This is a genomic window from Alcanivorax quisquiliarum (genome assembly GCF_023051175.1).
In the GTDB taxonomy this organism is placed as follows: Bacteria; Pseudomonadota; Gammaproteobacteria; order Pseudomonadales; family Alcanivoracaceae; genus Isoalcanivorax; species Isoalcanivorax quisquiliarum.
Genome location: NZ_JALKII010000009.1, coordinates 39,139 through 53,176, shown reverse-complemented (window position 1 = coordinate 53,176; position 14,038 = coordinate 39,139). Strand labels below are relative to the sequence as shown.

The window sequence follows — 14,038 nt, the reverse complement described above, 5'->3', positions numbered from 1 at the left end:
GTCAAGGGCATGGAGCGGCGCTCCCGCCGCTCTCAACTCTGGGGCGGCCCGCCCAATTCATGACGATGCGCCTGCTGGCGTGCCGATTGCAGATAAGGAAATGCCCGTTCTGAAAGTGCAGAATGCCGTTACGATGAAAGAGCAAGGCGTTCCCGCGAAAGCGGCGCCAGGAAACATGCACGTCGGGTGGAAGCGTGAGTAAAGCCAGTGGCGGGCGACCTGCCTCGGGTTCCATGTGAGGTGGTGTGTTACTCGCTCGCAAGACGGCCAGATTTTGTGTGGTTTCAAATCGCGTGCATGCGTGATTGTGGTCGCATAACAGTATGGGCCCGCTGGTCATTGCCTCCCCGCGCGCCAGCCGCATTAGAGTCAGAAGGTCATTGCTGGCACTGATTAGGCGCTGTTCTGCCGCAAATCTGGAGAGTGTTGAGGTTGCAGCGATAGCGAGTGTGCTGGCAAGGAGCAGGCACACCAGGAGCTCGCTTAAGGTGAAGCCGGCAGCGGATGTATGCGGGGCACGCCGAGATGCAAAGGGAGAAGGAGATGTGTCCATGATGGCCGCGCGCTGTAATGGTATCCGGTTGGAGCCTCACACCTTAGCGAAGCCAAGCAGTGCCTGCTGTCAGCCATAAAGTTAAAATTATGTCAGCGGTTGCCTCTATTTTTTGTAAGCAATGACTTAATTTGGGGGAATAACATGTCATCACAGCGGGCCCAGAGCGGCTTTACCTTTGTAGAGCTGCTGATTGTAGTGCTTATTATTGCGATACTGGCTGCAGTTGCGCTGCCGGCCTATAGCCGGTATGTGCAAAATAGCGAGCAATCAAGAGCGCAGGGGCAATTGATGGCCTCCCTGGCGTCAGCGGAAAATTGGCGTTCCCAACGGTTTAGTTACACCGGTTTTACGTTGCCAGCGAATCTGCAGAATTCCCCGCGCTACACTTTCCAGGTTCAGGTGGGCAATGGTGGCCAGACGCTGATCATCACCGCGCAGCCCATTGGGGCGCAGTCCGGTATGGGGGCGATGGCAATCAATCATCGTGGTGAGGCCTGTATCAAGAAGAGCAGTGATAGCGGGTGCGTCATCGGGACTGACCCTGCCTGGGAGTAGCTGCCGTTTAGCATCGGTGAACTCGACAACGGCTCCAGTGACGTCGCGAGTGAGGTAGAATTCAAGTGAACGCACTCACTCGCGCTATTTTTTTGCCGCCAGGGCACCGGAGCTTCTTTTAATGGATGTCGGAATTATCGGTGGTGGCGTGATTGGATTACTCACGGCGCTGAAGCTCATTGATCAAGGCGCCACCGTGCAGGTATTCGATCAGCCAATGTCCCGCCCGCCAGCATCCTGGGCCGGCGGCGGCATCCTGTCTCCCTTGTTTCCCTGGCGCTATTCAGCAGCCCTGACGGCGCTCACCATGAACGCGCAACGCGCATACCTGGCGCTGGACGAGCGCCTCGGGCAGCAGCACCTGCCAGGTCTGGAAGTCTCGCCATCTGGCTTGCTGATGCCGAGCGTGGATGATCGGCCGGAGGCGATGCGATGGGCTGCCCGGCAAGAGATCAAGTTGTGCATGGTTGATGCGGGGCAGATCGAGCCGCGCCTGAGCGGCGAAGGTGCGCTCTGGATGCCGCAAGTGGGGCATATTCGCAACCCGCGTCTTGTTGCGGGCCTTGTTCGCTTGCTTCATCAGGCGGGCGTGTTTGTCGAAGATCAGCCAGTGCTGGCCATTGAGCGGTGCCAGCATGGTTGGCGCTTACAGACCCCTCGCGGCATGGTGCAGGCGGGGCGTGTGCTGATCAGTGCCGGGGCGTGGTCAGCGCCGCTACTGGCACCGTTGGGCCTGAGGTTGCCGGTTATACCGGTCAAAGGCGAGATGCTGCTGTATCCTGCCGCGGTGCCTGCGCCCCGCTGCATGATCCTGCGCGACAGTGGCTACCTCATTCCTCGTCGGGACGGCCGTATGCTGGTGGGCTCGACGGTGTTGCCTGGGGTGTTTGATCAGCGGCCGTCGGCGGCAGCTTATGGGCAGCTCGAATCGGTGGCGCGCAATCTGTGGCCGCCGCTGGCAGGGATTGAGCCGGAAGCCCACTGGGCCGGCCTGCGGCCCGGCAGCCCCCGTGATTGTCCTTTTCTGAGCGAAGTGCCGGGAAACCCCGGCCTGTTCATCGCCACCGGCCACTACCGCAATGGCCTTGTGTGCGCCCCCGCCAGTGCCGAGATCATGGCTGCGTTGATCATGGGCGAGACGCCAGCGATTGATCCTGCGCCTTATTCGCTCTCGCCCTCGTCCTCATCGCCGCCCTGATCGAGCCCCAGTTTCTTCAGCCGGTAACGCAACGAACGAAACGTCATGCCGAGTTTCTTCGCGGCGGCGGTGCGGTTCCAGAGCGTGGTGTCCAGGGCGCGCAGGATTTCGCGTTTCTCGATCTCCTGCAGATAATCTTCCAGCGTCTGGTTGGCTGGCCTGCCTGCTTCCCGCGGGGCGTCCTGCTGGCCCGGCGCACGTTCGACCGGCGCGCGTAACTGCAAATGTCGCTCGTTGATTTCCGGGCCATCGGCAAGGGTCAGGGCGCGCTCAAGAATATTTTCCAGCTCGCGCACGTTGCCGGGGAACGCATATTCCCGCAGCGCATCCCGCGCTGCCCGGCTGAGGCTGGGCTGGGGCATCTGCCATTGATCGCAGAGCCGCGCCATGATGTGTTCCACCAGCAGCGGGATGTCTTCAGGGCGCTCGCGTAACGGTGGCACGCGGGTTTCGATGACATTGAGCCGGTAGTAGAGATCCTGCCGGAACCGGCCTTGCACCACTTCTTCCGCGAGATCCTTGTGAGTTGCGCAGACGATGCGGATATTGACCTCGAATTCGTGCGCTTCACCCACCGGGCGGATGCTTTTTTCCTGAATGGCGCGCAGCAGTTTTACTTGCATGTGCAGCGGCAGGTCGGCCACTTCATCCAGAAACAGCGTGCCGCCATCGGCTTCGCGAAACAGCCCTTTGCGATCTTCGAACGCGCCGGTAAAACTGCCTTTGCGATGGCCGAAAAATTCGCTTTCCATCAGCTCGGAAGGGATGGCGCCGCAGTTCACCGCAATGAACGGTTTTTCGTGGCGCGGGCCTAGCATGTGAATCAGGCGTGCGACGCGCTCCTTGCCGGTGCCGGATTCGCCGCTGATATAAATCGGCGCCTGGCTGCGTGCCAGCTTGGCGATCTGCTCGCGCAATTGTTGCATCGCCGGTGCGTTGCCGATCAGCTGTTCGCTGCCGGTGGGGGAGGGGGCTTTGTCTCGAATGCCCAGGCCATCATCGATCAGGCGGCGTAGCCGATCCAGGGTAACGGGCTTGGCGATGAAATCATAAGCGCCTTCTTTCATCGCCAGGGTGGCGGTTTCCATATTGCCGTAGGCAGTGATCATGGCCACAGGCAATTCCGGTAATTGTTGCGTGATATGGCGCACCAGCTCGATGCCGTCGCCATCGGGCAGGTTCATATCTGTCAGGCAGAGATCGAAGCTGTGCTCCTGCAATGCCCGGCGCGCTTCGCTGACAGTCCCCACTGCCTGTGCATCCAGCTTCATGCGCCCCAGTGTGATGACGAGCAGCTCCCGCAGGTCGGCTTCGTCGTCGACTACCAGTATCTGTCTTCTTGTATTGGTCATTGAAATACCCGATCCGGATGGGCGAAGGTTATCACGAAGCTGGCGCCAGGTTCGGCCGGCTCGAAATCCAGCCGTGCCTGATGGCTTTCACAAAAGCCCCGGCACACAAACAACCCCAGGCCGGTGCCATCTCGTGATGTGGTAAAGAAAGGCTCGAACAGATTATCCCGTGCCTCCGCGGGCACGCCGGGGCCATGGTCGCGAATGCGCACCCAGGGCAGGCCGCCGGCGGTGTGATAGCCGCTGCTGATTTCGATTGGCCCCTCGCCGCCGTGCAAGCGGGCGTTGTTGAGCAGGTTATCCAGCACCTGTTCCAGCTGCCGGGCATCGAAGCGGATTTCCGGGAGCGTCTCCGGCACGCGCACACGCAGCCGGGCTGGATCATGCCCTTGCTCCTGCCAGCGGGTGATGCACGCGGAGAGTGCGGCGTGCAGGCTGATTCGTTGTGCCTGGGTGGGCTCCCGCCGCGACAGGCCGAGAATATCGGTGATGATGCTGTTCACCCGCGAGACGTGGCGTTGAATGATAGCCAGCAGCTTCTGGTCTTCCGCTTCTTTCGGCAGGCCTTCTTCCAGCAGCTCGGCGGCATGGTTGATCGCGCTGAGGGGGTTGCGGATCTCATGAGCAATGGTGGCCGACATGCGGCCCAGCGACGCCATCTTCAGTTGCTGGGCTTCCTGAACCAGCCGCGCACGGTCTTCGATAAAAGCGATGGTGAGATGATCCTCGCCGCTGTCCAGCGGCGCAAAACGCACATCCAGCTCAGGGCGGGCACCGTGCGACGCAATGGGCGGCAAGGGCTGGGACGGGTCTGTCTCCCACAATTGATAATGCTGGATCAGGAATTCCGGCAGCTGCTTCTGCGAATCGATACCAGCCAGCAGCTCCTGTGCAGAACGGTTGCAAAGTTGCGTCATGAAGAAACCATCAAACACCAGCACGCCGGTGCGCATGCGCTCGACCACCTGCCGGTTCAGCGCTTCCAGTTGCTGGATCGCCTGATGCTGCCTTGCGGCCAGCGCTTCACTTTGCGCCAGCCGCTGAGCCACCTGCCGGGTAATCAGTGCCACGGCAAAAAAGGCCACGCCAAGGGTAGCGGATTCGGTGAGGTGGAACGGATTATCCAGGTTGCTGCTCAGCGAAAAGAAAAACTGCTCCAGCATCATCGCAAGCGTAGCCACCGCCGCGGAAAGCAGGCCCAGCCGGCCGGGCAGCACGATACTGGCCGCCGCGACGGTGACCAGCATCAGCACCGTGAGGCTGCTCTGGATGCCGCCGCTGGCGTGGATCAGCAGGGTCAATACCAGCACATCAATCAGGATCGGCAATAGCGGCACGGTGACACGTGCCCGCGTCGGCGCGCCGCGCAGCAGCACCGAGAGCCATGTCAGCGCCAGATAAAACGTGCTGGTATAAAAATAAAGCTGCGGGCTGTATTCCCCCACAAGCGGCGTTGGGGCGCTGGTCAGAAAGAACAGCACCACCAGCAGGCTGGACAGCACGATGCGGTAGGTGGCGTAGACCCGCGTGGGCGTCCAGCGCTGCGAAGCCGGGGCAGGGAACAGCAGCTCAGTCACGCCGCTGTTCCAGCCAGGCGCGGTGATGCTCGGGAGAGCAGAAGGTGTGCCCCGCTCGATGCAGGCATTCTCGCTCGGGTACATTCACACCACAGTGCGTGCAGCGCAGCATGCGCTCGGCTGCCGGTGGCGGGCTCGCCGGCTGGCGAGGTGAAAAAATACCCCGTATCAGCCGCCAGATCAGGTACAGCAGCAACGCAAGCAGCAGCAGTCGTATCAGCCCCATGTGAGCGGGATCTCCCGGTAGTATCGTTATCATCTGCCTCGCAGCGCGACGGCAGGCGGCTTTTGCAGCGCAGGCATAAGGTTCCATGGAACCGGGCGCCGCTGCAACCCTGCGCTGGTGCGGTAATTCGACCATAGCCGGGTTACAATCGCCGCTTCCACCAGAGCAGAAGGCAGGTAGAGGATGCGAGTGGTGATTGCCCAGCAGAATATGCTGGTTGGCGATATTGAGGGCAACGCAGAGAAGGTCATTGCGGCCACCAACGAAGCCAGGCGCCTGTTGGGTGCTGATCTGGTGCTCTTTCCCGAGCTGGCCCTGACCGGCTACCCGCCGCAGGATTTGCTGCTCAGGCCGAGCCTCAATACGCGAATAGTGGATGCGTTGGCACAGATTGCCGCTGCGGTGGAAACGCCTCTGGTGCTGGGCTATCCCGGCGTGCGCAACGGAGTGCGTTACAACGTCGCGGGCCTGGTGCAGCCAGGCCAGAAAAGCCCGGCGCTGGAATACTACAAGCACTGCCTGCCGAACTTCCGTGTATTCGATGAAAAACGCTATTTCCAGCCGGGCGATCAGGCCCGCGTGTTTGAATTTCAGGGCCTGAAAATCGGGCTTACCGTTTGTGAAGATGTCTGGCATCCGGGGCCAGCGGCTGCTGCGCGCGCCGCCGGAGCAGAGCTGCTGCTCAATCTCAATGCCTCGCCATTTCGTGAGGGAAAGCATAGCGAGCGTCTGGAGCATGTGCAGGCACGGGCGCGCGATAACGGCGTGCCGGTGATCTACGCCAACCTTGTCGGTGGCCAGGATGAGCTGGTATTTGATGGCGGCTCCTTTGCCATGGATAACCGGGGCGAGGTGGTGGCGCAGGGCGGTTTCTTCGAAGAGGCGCTGATCCCCGTGGACATCACTCGCGATGCCGGCAACCGGCTGGTGCTGGCGGGCGAGCGGCTGGGCATTCCGGACGATAACGAAAGCACCTACCGTGCGTTGGTGCTGGCGGTGCGTGATTACGTCAACAAGAACGGCTTCAAGGGCGCGCTGCTGGGATTGTCGGGCGGCATTGATTCCGCGCTCACGCTGGCAATTGCCACGGATGCGCTGGGGCCGGAGCGCGTTGAAGCGGTGATGATGTCGTTTCGTTACACCGCCGACATCAGCCGCGAAGATGCCGCCGCGCAGGCCCGCACCCTCAAGGTGAACTACCGGGAGCTGCCTATCGAACCGATGTTCGATGCCTTCATGGAAACCCTCTCCGCCAGCTTCACCGGTACCCCGGCAGATGCCACCGAAGAGAACCTTCAGGCGCGCTGTCGCGGCGTGCTGCTGATGGCGCTGTCCAACAAGCTGGGCCATGTGGTGCTCACCACCGGCAACAAGAGCGAGCTGGCGGTGGGCTACACCACCTTGTATGGCGACATGGCGGGCGGCTTTTCGGTGCTCAAGGACGTGTTCAAGACGCGTGTTTACGAGCTGTCGCGTTACCGCAATCAGAAGGCCGGCCACGAGGTGATTCCCCTGCGAGTGATCGAGCGGCCGCCGTCCGCAGAGCTGGCCCCGGATCAGAAAGACCAGGACAGCCTGCCGGATTACCCGGTGCTGGATGCCATTCTGGAGCTGTATGTGGAGCAGGATTGCAGTGCCGAGGCTGTGATCCGGGCTGGCTATGATCGCGAGACGGTGTACCGCGTGGTGAAGATGGTGGATCGCAACGAATACAAGCGGCAGCAGGCGGCGGTGGGGCCGCGTGTGACCTTGCGGGCGTTCGGCAAGGATCGCCGCTACCCGATCACCAACGGCTGGCGGCCGGGCGACTAGGCCGCGTTGCTACCACACACGGGCGCAGCCGGTTTGCGCCCGTGATAATTGCCGCAATACGTGCTGGGCAGCGTGTCATGAGAGGAGCCGTGAGGATCGCCGTGAGAGTTGACGCCTCACAGCAAATCGAAGGTTAACAGGCTCAGCAGACCGCGCCCGCCGTCGCTTGGCCACCATGAGAGCTGCACCTGGCCCCGGCTCAGATAATCGCTCTCCGGCCAGTTGTGGCGCAGCACCGCTAGGCTGCGATCCGACAGCGCCTGCTCACCCAGAGAACGATACGCCCGGCTCATGATCGCCAGCGCTTCTTCCACGGAAGGCGTTTCCTGATAATGGATAACGACTTCCCGCGCCCGGGCGACGGCCGCCACATAAGCCCCCCGGCGCGCATAGTAACGCGCCGCGTGCAGCTCGTGCTCGGCCAGCTGGTTGCGGATATGTACCATCCGGGCGCGGGCATCCGGCGCATATTGGCTATCCGGGAAGCGGCTGACCAGCTCCTGGAAGTCCGTGAACGCATCACGCCAGGCATCCAGATCGCGTGACGCCTTGTCGCTGCGTACAATGCGATCGAACAGCCCGCGCTCCAGGTTGTAATTGGCCACGCCCTTCATATAAAGCACATAATCCAGGTGCTCGTTAGTAGGGTAGTTGCGCAGGAAGCGCGTGGCGGAGGCAACAGCGGCCGGATAGTCCAGCGCCCTGTACTGGGTGTAGATCAGATCCAGCTGCGCCTGTTCGGCAAAATCCCCGTAAGGGAAGCGGGCCTCGAGTTCGCGCAGCTCGTCGATGGCGGTGAGGAAGTTGTTGCGTTCGATCTGCCGACGCACCTCTTCATACTGCTGCGCCTCGGTGCGCTCGGGGCGCTCCTTGGGCGTGCTGGAGCAGCCGCTGACAAGCAGAGCGGATGAAATAAGTACCGAGGACAAGAGAACAGTATATGCGCGCATGGTCACCTGAGTTTGGCATTGCTGGCGTTACCGCAGCAGGCGTTACAATGGCCGCTGCGGACGCGGCTTATTTAAGCACATCCCGCCCGGCATCTTAACAGGCGCCGAAAATCAGCCGGCTGGCGGCCCGAGAGCAGCCCCGGCACCCATGCAGCACCAGACGGACGATACAGACATATGGGACAACCCCCCACCGAGAAGATTCAGCTTGCCGCACGGGCGACGCCAGAGCACGCCGGCCAGCGTGTGGATCAGGTCGCTGCCGAGCTGTTCGACAGTTATTCCCGCTCGCGCCTGCAAACCTGGATCAAGAGTGGCGCGCTCACGGTGAACGGGCGCCCGGCCAAGCCGAAAGACAAGCTGGTAGGCTCGGAAGAGCTCGTTATTGATGCCGAGCTTGAGATAGAAGTGCCCGACAGCGCCCAGCCTGTGGAGCTGCCCGTGGTATATGAAGACGAGCACCTGCTGGTGATCAACAAACCGGCCGGGCTGGTAGTGCACCCCGCCGCCGGGCATCACGATGGCACCCTGCTCAACGGGCTGCTGCATCTGGACGAGCGGCAGGCTAGCCTGCCCAGGGCCGGCATCGTGCACCGGCTGGACAGGGAAACCACCGGCCTGATGGTGGTGGCGCGCACGCTGGAGGCGCACGCCTCATTGGTAGATCAGCTGCAAGACAAATCACTCTATCGGGAATACGAGGCGGTGTGTGTCGGCGTGATGACCGGCGGCGGCGTGGTCGAGGCTCCCATTGGCCGCCATCCGCAGGATCGCAAGCGCCAGGCCGTGGTGCCCGATGGCAAGCCGGCCGTGACCCACTATCGGCTGATCCAGCGCTTTCGCGGCCACACCCACACACGGGTGCAACTGGAAACCGGGCGCACACACCAGATTCGCGTACATATGGCACACGTGCGCTACCCGCTGGTGGGCGATCCGGTATATGGCGGCCGGATGCGGGTGCCAGCGGGCGCCAGTGCCGAGCTGCGCGACGCGCTTCAGCGCTTTCGCCGCCAGGCCCTGCATGCCCGCAAGCTCGGGCTGGTGCATCCGGCCAGCGGCGAATACATGGAATTCGAGGCGCCAATGCCGGCCGATTTCCAGCACCTGATTGCGGCACTGAAATCGGATCTGGAGCAGCACGCATGATGCCGCGCCCGCCACAGGAAGGGCTGCCCGCGCTGAGCGATTGGCTCACGCCCGATTGGCAGCCCCATCCCCGTGTGCGGGCTTGTGTGACCACTCGCTTGGGCGATTATTCACCCGCGCCCTGGCATGGCTTCAACCTCGGCCTGAACACCGGCGATGATCCCGCCCGCGTGGAGCGCGCCCGCCGCCATGTGCAAAAACTGCTGGGCACCGCCCACCCGCCGAACTGGCTCCGGCAGGTGCATGGCGTGGAAATCGTGCGGGCTGGCGCCGGCGAGGTGGCAGCGGATGCCGTATGGAGCAATACACCCGGCTGGCCTTGCGTGGTGCTCACCGCCGATTGCCTCCCGGCGTTGTTTGCCCGCACCGACGGCACCGCCGTGGCCGCCGTACACGCCGGCTGGCGCGGGCTGCACGCCGGTATTCTGGAGCGCACCGCAGCGCTGCTGGCGCCAGGCGGCGAGCCGTTGTCCGTCTGGCTGGGGCCGGCCATTTCGCAGCCATGCTACCAGGTGGGCGCCGAGGTGCGGGAAGCGTTCGTGCGCGATGATCCACGGGCCAGCAGCGCATTTCGGCCCGATAGCAAGCCTGATCACTGGCGCATGAGCCTGGCCGAGCTTGCCTGCCAGCGGCTGGCGGCAGCCGGCAATATCGAGGTAAGCGGCGGCGAGCTGTGCACCGCCTCCGATCTTGAGCGCTTTTACTCCTACCGCTACGAGGGCGAGACGGGACGCTTTGCCAGCCTGGTCTGGCTGGCGGATTGACGGCGCCGCCACATGTCAGGAATATGGGCGGCGTGCATTGAGGTTGCACGGGGCGCGCCGCTGTCCGAGCGCTCCGAGGCGCCAGCCAGGCAGGATGCTTGCTTCAGATCAATGCCATTCCGCTGCCCGCTGCACAGACTGTGTTCGCTCCCGATCAAGTGGGCGATGCCTTGAAAAGCGCGTGGGCAAGCCGCATCTGTCGGGTAATTCCTGAACTATTTCGGAGGCACACGACTGATGCGTCCTGACCGTTTTACCAGCCGCCTGCAAGAAGCCCTCAGCGATGCACAGTCGCTGGCCGTAGGGGGCAGCCATAGCGTTATCGAACCGCTGCACCTGATGCTCGCGTTGCTGCGCGCCCGGGGCGGCAGCGCCCGGCCGATATTGCAAAAAGCCGGCGTCAATGTGGCCGATCTTGAAACCGCCTTGCAACTGGCCGTGGAGCGCCTGCCGCAAGTCTCGCAATTCACCGGCGAGATTCAACTCTCCCGCAATCTGGCCAACTTGTTGAACCTGGCTGATCGTGAAGCGCAGCAGCGTGGGGACGAATATATCTCCAGCGAGGTAGTGTTGCTGGCGGCCTGCGATGATGCCGGCGAGCTGGGCAAGATCATGAAAACCGCCGGCGTAAAGAAAGCGACCCTGGCGCAGAAAATTGATGAAGTGCGCGGAGGCGAATCCGTGAACGATCCCAATGCCGAAGACAAGCGCGAAGCGCTGGATAAATACACCGTCGATCTCACCCTGCGCGCCGAAGAAGGCAAGCTCGATCCGGTTATCGGCCGCGATGACGAGATTCGCCGCACGGTGCAGGTGCTTCAGCGCCGCACCAAGAACAACCCGGTGCTGATCGGCGCACCGGGCGTGGGGAAAACCGCCATTGTCGAAGGGCTGGCGCAACGCATCGTCAATGGCGAAGTGCCCGAGGGGCTGAAAGACAAGCGCGTGCTGTCGCTGGATATGGCGGCACTGATCGCCGGTGCAAAATATCGCGGCGAATTCGAAGAGCGCCTGAAGGCCGTGCTGAACGAGCTGGCCAAGCAGGAAGGGCGCGTCATTCTGTTTATCGATGAAATGCACACCGTCGTCGGTGCCGGCAAGGCCGATGGCGCCATGGATGCAGGCAACATGCTCAAGCCCGCGCTGGCGCGTGGCGAGCTGCATTGTGTCGGCGCGACCACCCTGGACGAATATCGCCAGTACATCGAAAAAGATGCCGCGCTTGAACGTCGCTTCCAGAAAGTGCTGGTGGATGAGCCGACAGTGGAAGACACCATCGCTATCCTGCGTGGTTTGAAAGAACGCTACGAAGTGCACCACGGCGTGGAAATTACCGATGGCGCGATAGTGGCCGCAGCAAAACTTTCCCAGCGCTATATCACCGACCGGCAATTGCCTGATAAAGCGATTGATCTGGTGGACGAAGCCGGCAGCCGTATCCGTATGGAAATCGATTCCATGCCGGAAGAAATGGATCGCCTGGATCGCCGCCTGATCCAATTGAAAATGGAGCGCGAAGCGCTGCGCAAGGAGGAAGACGAGGCCAGCCGCAAACGGCTTGAAAAACTGGAAGATGATATCCAGCGGCTGGAGAAAGAATACGCTGACCTGCGCGAAATATGGGATGCAGAAAAAGCGAGCCTGCAAGGCGCTCAGGAAATAAAAGCCGAGCTGGAAAAAGCCCGTGTGGAAATGGATCAGGCCCGGCGCGCCGGTGATCTGACGCGCATGTCAGAGCTGCAATACGGCGCCATCCCTGCGCTGGAAAAGAAAGTGGCCGAGGCGCAGAACCAGGAGCCGCAGGAAACCCAGCTGCTGCGCAACAAAGTCACCGATGAAGAGATCGCGGAAGTCGTCTCCAAATGGACCGGCATTCCCGTCTCGAAAATGCTCGAAGGTGAGCGCGACAAATTGCTGCGCATGGAAGAAGCATTGCACCAGCGCGTGGTCGGCCAGGATGAGGCGGTGGAAGCCGTCTCCAATGCCGTGCGCCGCTCCCGTGCCGGGCTGTCTGACCCGAACCGGCCCAACGGCTCCTTCCTGTTCCTCGGCCCCACCGGCGTGGGCAAGACCGAGCTGTGCAAGGCGCTGGCGGAATTTCTGTTCGATACCACCGATGCCATGGTGCGTATCGATATGTCCGAGTTCATGGAGAAGCACTCCGTGGCCCGGCTGATTGGCGCACCGCCGGGTTATGTGGGTTACGAGGAAGGCGGCTATCTCACCGAAGCCGTGCGCCGCAAACCGTATTCCGTGCTGCTGCTCGATGAAGTGGAAAAAGCCCACCCGGATGTGTTCAACATCCTGCTGCAAGTGCTGGACGACGGCCGCCTCACCGATGGCCAGGGGCGCACGGTGGATTTCCGTAACACTGTGATCGTGATGACCTCGAACCTGGGCTCGGATCTGATCCAGCGCATGGCCGGCGACGATCAGTACGACGCCATGAAAGCCGCCGTGCTGGAAGTGGTGGGCCAGCACTTCCGCCCGGAATTCATCAACCGGGTAGACGAAGTGGTGGTGTTCCATCCGCTGGAGAAAAGCCAGATTCGCGGCATCGCCGACATCCAGCTGGACGCCCTGCGCAAACGCCTGGCCGAGCGCGACATGCGGCTGGCACTCAGCGATGCGGCGCTGGATCAGCTGGTGGAGGCCGGTTTCGATCCGGTCTATGGTGCCCGGCCCCTGAAGCGCGCCATCCAGCAAAAAGTGGAGAATCCATTGGCCAGCGCCATTTTGCGTGGTGATTTCAGCGCGGGCGATGTGATTCAGGTGGGCGCGGACGGTGAAGCGCTCAGCTTCAGCAAGGCGCATTGAGACGCCTTTGAGGTAGAGAGGCGATCAGGGGCGGTAGGGGGCTTTCAAGGAGAGAGCCTGCGAGCGCTTTTCTCCCTCGCTCCCGGTGGGCGAGGGGGAAACGCCGGTCGGCGCTGCCCCTCAAGCGGCTGCCAGGCTGCCGTGGCGAAGTTCGTCTTCCCGATGAGAACACCATTCCCTGCCGGTGTGGCGGGGCCGCCTCAGCTATACGCCTGAGTTCTGGCGTAGGGGGAGTGGCCGCACGCCCATGCCTTCAATTACTGTGCTTGGCTGATGGACACACCCGTGAGCTGCCTTTCAGGCTGTCGTGGTGTCAGCCACACGCTGCCAGCGCCTGTCGCGTCTCGGCTATCATCGCCTCGCGCTGCTCCGCATCCAAGGTGACCTGCTCGCCCGTTTCCGGGTCGGTGCGGCGCACAATCGGGCGCTGCGTCAGCACATCAAGATTGCTGCGGTGCTGCTGGCAGTATTCTTCCGGTGGCTGCGGCGCAGCCGGCGCACTGCCAGCCTGCTCGCCCTCGGACTGCTGGCGGGCTTCGGCCCGCGACTCCCGCCGTGCTTCCAGCGCCTCAAGCGCCCGGCCCTGATCGGATGATGGCGCTCCCCAGGTGCGCACTGCCTCGCTGGCGCGCCCTTCTGGCGGCCGCTCGGCATAGTGAGTAACGCCGTTATCGTCCACCCAGCGATAGAAGGTATTGGCCACTGCCGGCGAAGATGCCAGCACGATCGCGGCCAATATGGTTATTATCGGTTTCATCAGCTACCCCCGTGCACTGAAAAGCCCTGATCAGGCCCGCCATAGCATGCCTGCCGGGCGCCATTCCCCGCAACCGCAAGTGTTTGACACCCCGCACAAATCTGCGACAATCGAGGCTTCCGGAAATCGGGACCCCTGCACTTTACCCAAGTGACAGCGAGGCCGGGGCCGGGGGCGTCATTACCGTGGCGTCCACACAGCAGTGACACTGCCACATCGTCCCAGCATCCGTCTGTCCGCGTTCTTGTCGGCCACCTCCGCAAGAGCCACGGGAAACCAACGTAGGGTTTTCTATCTGCGGACAACCCAATGACTAATTTCCTGC

The 14,038-nt window shown here is 62.2% G+C and carries 12 protein-coding genes; 6 read left to right on the top strand and 6 right to left on the bottom strand.

Annotated elements, in window-relative coordinates:
* Position 1: 1 nt before the first annotated feature.
* Positions 2-553: a GspH/FimT family protein gene (locus MU846_RS14785; RefSeq protein ID WP_371738957.1), complete on the bottom strand. Its 552-nt coding sequence runs from the start codon at positions 551-553 to the stop codon at positions 2-4.
* Positions 554-697: 144 nt separating this feature from the next.
* On the opposite strand from MU846_RS14785, the gene MU846_RS14660 reads away from it, so the two are divergent.
* Positions 698-1,111, top strand: coding sequence for a type IV pilin protein (locus tag MU846_RS14660; RefSeq protein ID WP_306799398.1), 414 nt, complete (start codon positions 698-700; stop codon positions 1,109-1,111).
* A 121-nt stretch (positions 1,112-1,232) separates the two neighbouring features.
* Positions 1,233-2,309, top strand: coding sequence for an NAD(P)/FAD-dependent oxidoreductase (locus MU846_RS12320; protein ID WP_246953173.1), 1,077 nt, complete (start codon positions 1,233-1,235; stop codon positions 2,307-2,309).
* Here MU846_RS12320 and MU846_RS12315 read toward each other — a convergent pair.
* From MU846_RS12315 to MU846_RS12305, 3 genes are read right to left on the bottom strand one after another with little or no spacing between them, the layout of a single operon-like run.
* On the bottom strand, positions 2,273-3,661 hold the full coding sequence (locus tag MU846_RS12315; protein WP_246953171.1) for a sigma-54-dependent transcriptional regulator: 1,389 nt from the start codon (positions 3,659-3,661) through the stop codon (positions 2,273-2,275). The two genes, MU846_RS12320 and MU846_RS12315, sit on opposite strands and share 37 nt — an antisense overlap.
* Positions 3,658-5,238: a sensor histidine kinase gene (locus tag MU846_RS12310; protein ID WP_246953169.1), complete on the bottom strand. Its 1,581-nt coding sequence runs from the start codon at positions 5,236-5,238 to the stop codon at positions 3,658-3,660. The genes MU846_RS12315 and MU846_RS12310 overlap by 4 nt, the downstream gene beginning before the upstream one ends.
* Positions 5,231-5,464 carry a PP0621 family protein gene (locus MU846_RS12305; RefSeq protein WP_246953167.1) on the bottom strand — a complete coding sequence of 78 codons (234 nt, stop codon included), beginning with the start codon at positions 5,462-5,464 and terminating at the stop codon, positions 5,231-5,233. Before MU846_RS12305 ends, MU846_RS12310 begins: the two co-directional genes overlap by 8 nt.
* 183 nt (positions 5,465-5,647) lie before the next feature.
* Here MU846_RS12305 and MU846_RS12300 point away from each other — a divergent pair, with 183 nt between their 5' ends.
* Positions 5,648-7,276 carry an NAD+ synthase gene (locus tag MU846_RS12300; protein ID WP_246953165.1) on the top strand — a complete coding sequence of 543 codons (1,629 nt, stop codon included), beginning with the start codon at positions 5,648-5,650 and terminating at the stop codon, positions 7,274-7,276.
* A 116-nt stretch (positions 7,277-7,392) separates the two neighbouring features.
* On the opposite strand, the gene MU846_RS12295 is transcribed toward MU846_RS12300, so the two are convergent.
* Entirely contained in the window at positions 7,393-8,226 is an 834-nt protein-coding gene (locus MU846_RS12295; protein ID WP_246953163.1) for an outer membrane protein assembly factor BamD, read from the bottom strand.
* Positions 8,227-8,403: 177 nt separating this feature from the next.
* Here MU846_RS12295 and rluD point away from each other — a divergent pair, with 177 nt between their 5' ends.
* From rluD to clpB, 3 genes are all read left to right on the top strand, one after another.
* Positions 8,404-9,375 (top strand): 23S rRNA pseudouridine(1911/1915/1917) synthase RluD, encoded by a 972-nt coding sequence (rluD, locus tag MU846_RS12290; RefSeq protein WP_246953161.1) that lies wholly within the window; start codon positions 8,404-8,406, stop codon positions 9,373-9,375.
* On the top strand, positions 9,372-10,139 hold the full coding sequence (pgeF, locus tag MU846_RS12285) for a peptidoglycan editing factor PgeF (RefSeq protein ID WP_246953159.1): 768 nt from the start codon (positions 9,372-9,374) through the stop codon (positions 10,137-10,139). The genes rluD and pgeF overlap by 4 nt, the downstream gene beginning before the upstream one ends.
* Before the next feature lie 237 nt (positions 10,140-10,376).
* Positions 10,377-12,956 (top strand): ATP-dependent chaperone ClpB, encoded by a 2,580-nt coding sequence (gene clpB / locus MU846_RS12280; protein ID WP_246953157.1) that lies wholly within the window; start codon positions 10,377-10,379, stop codon positions 12,954-12,956.
* Between the two features lie 313 nt (positions 12,957-13,269).
* Here the strand turns inward: clpB and MU846_RS12275 are convergent, their stop codons facing one another.
* Entirely contained in the window at positions 13,270-13,713 is a 444-nt protein-coding gene (locus MU846_RS12275; protein ID WP_246953155.1) for a DUF4124 domain-containing protein, read from the bottom strand.
* Positions 13,714-14,038 lie beyond the last annotated feature (325 nt).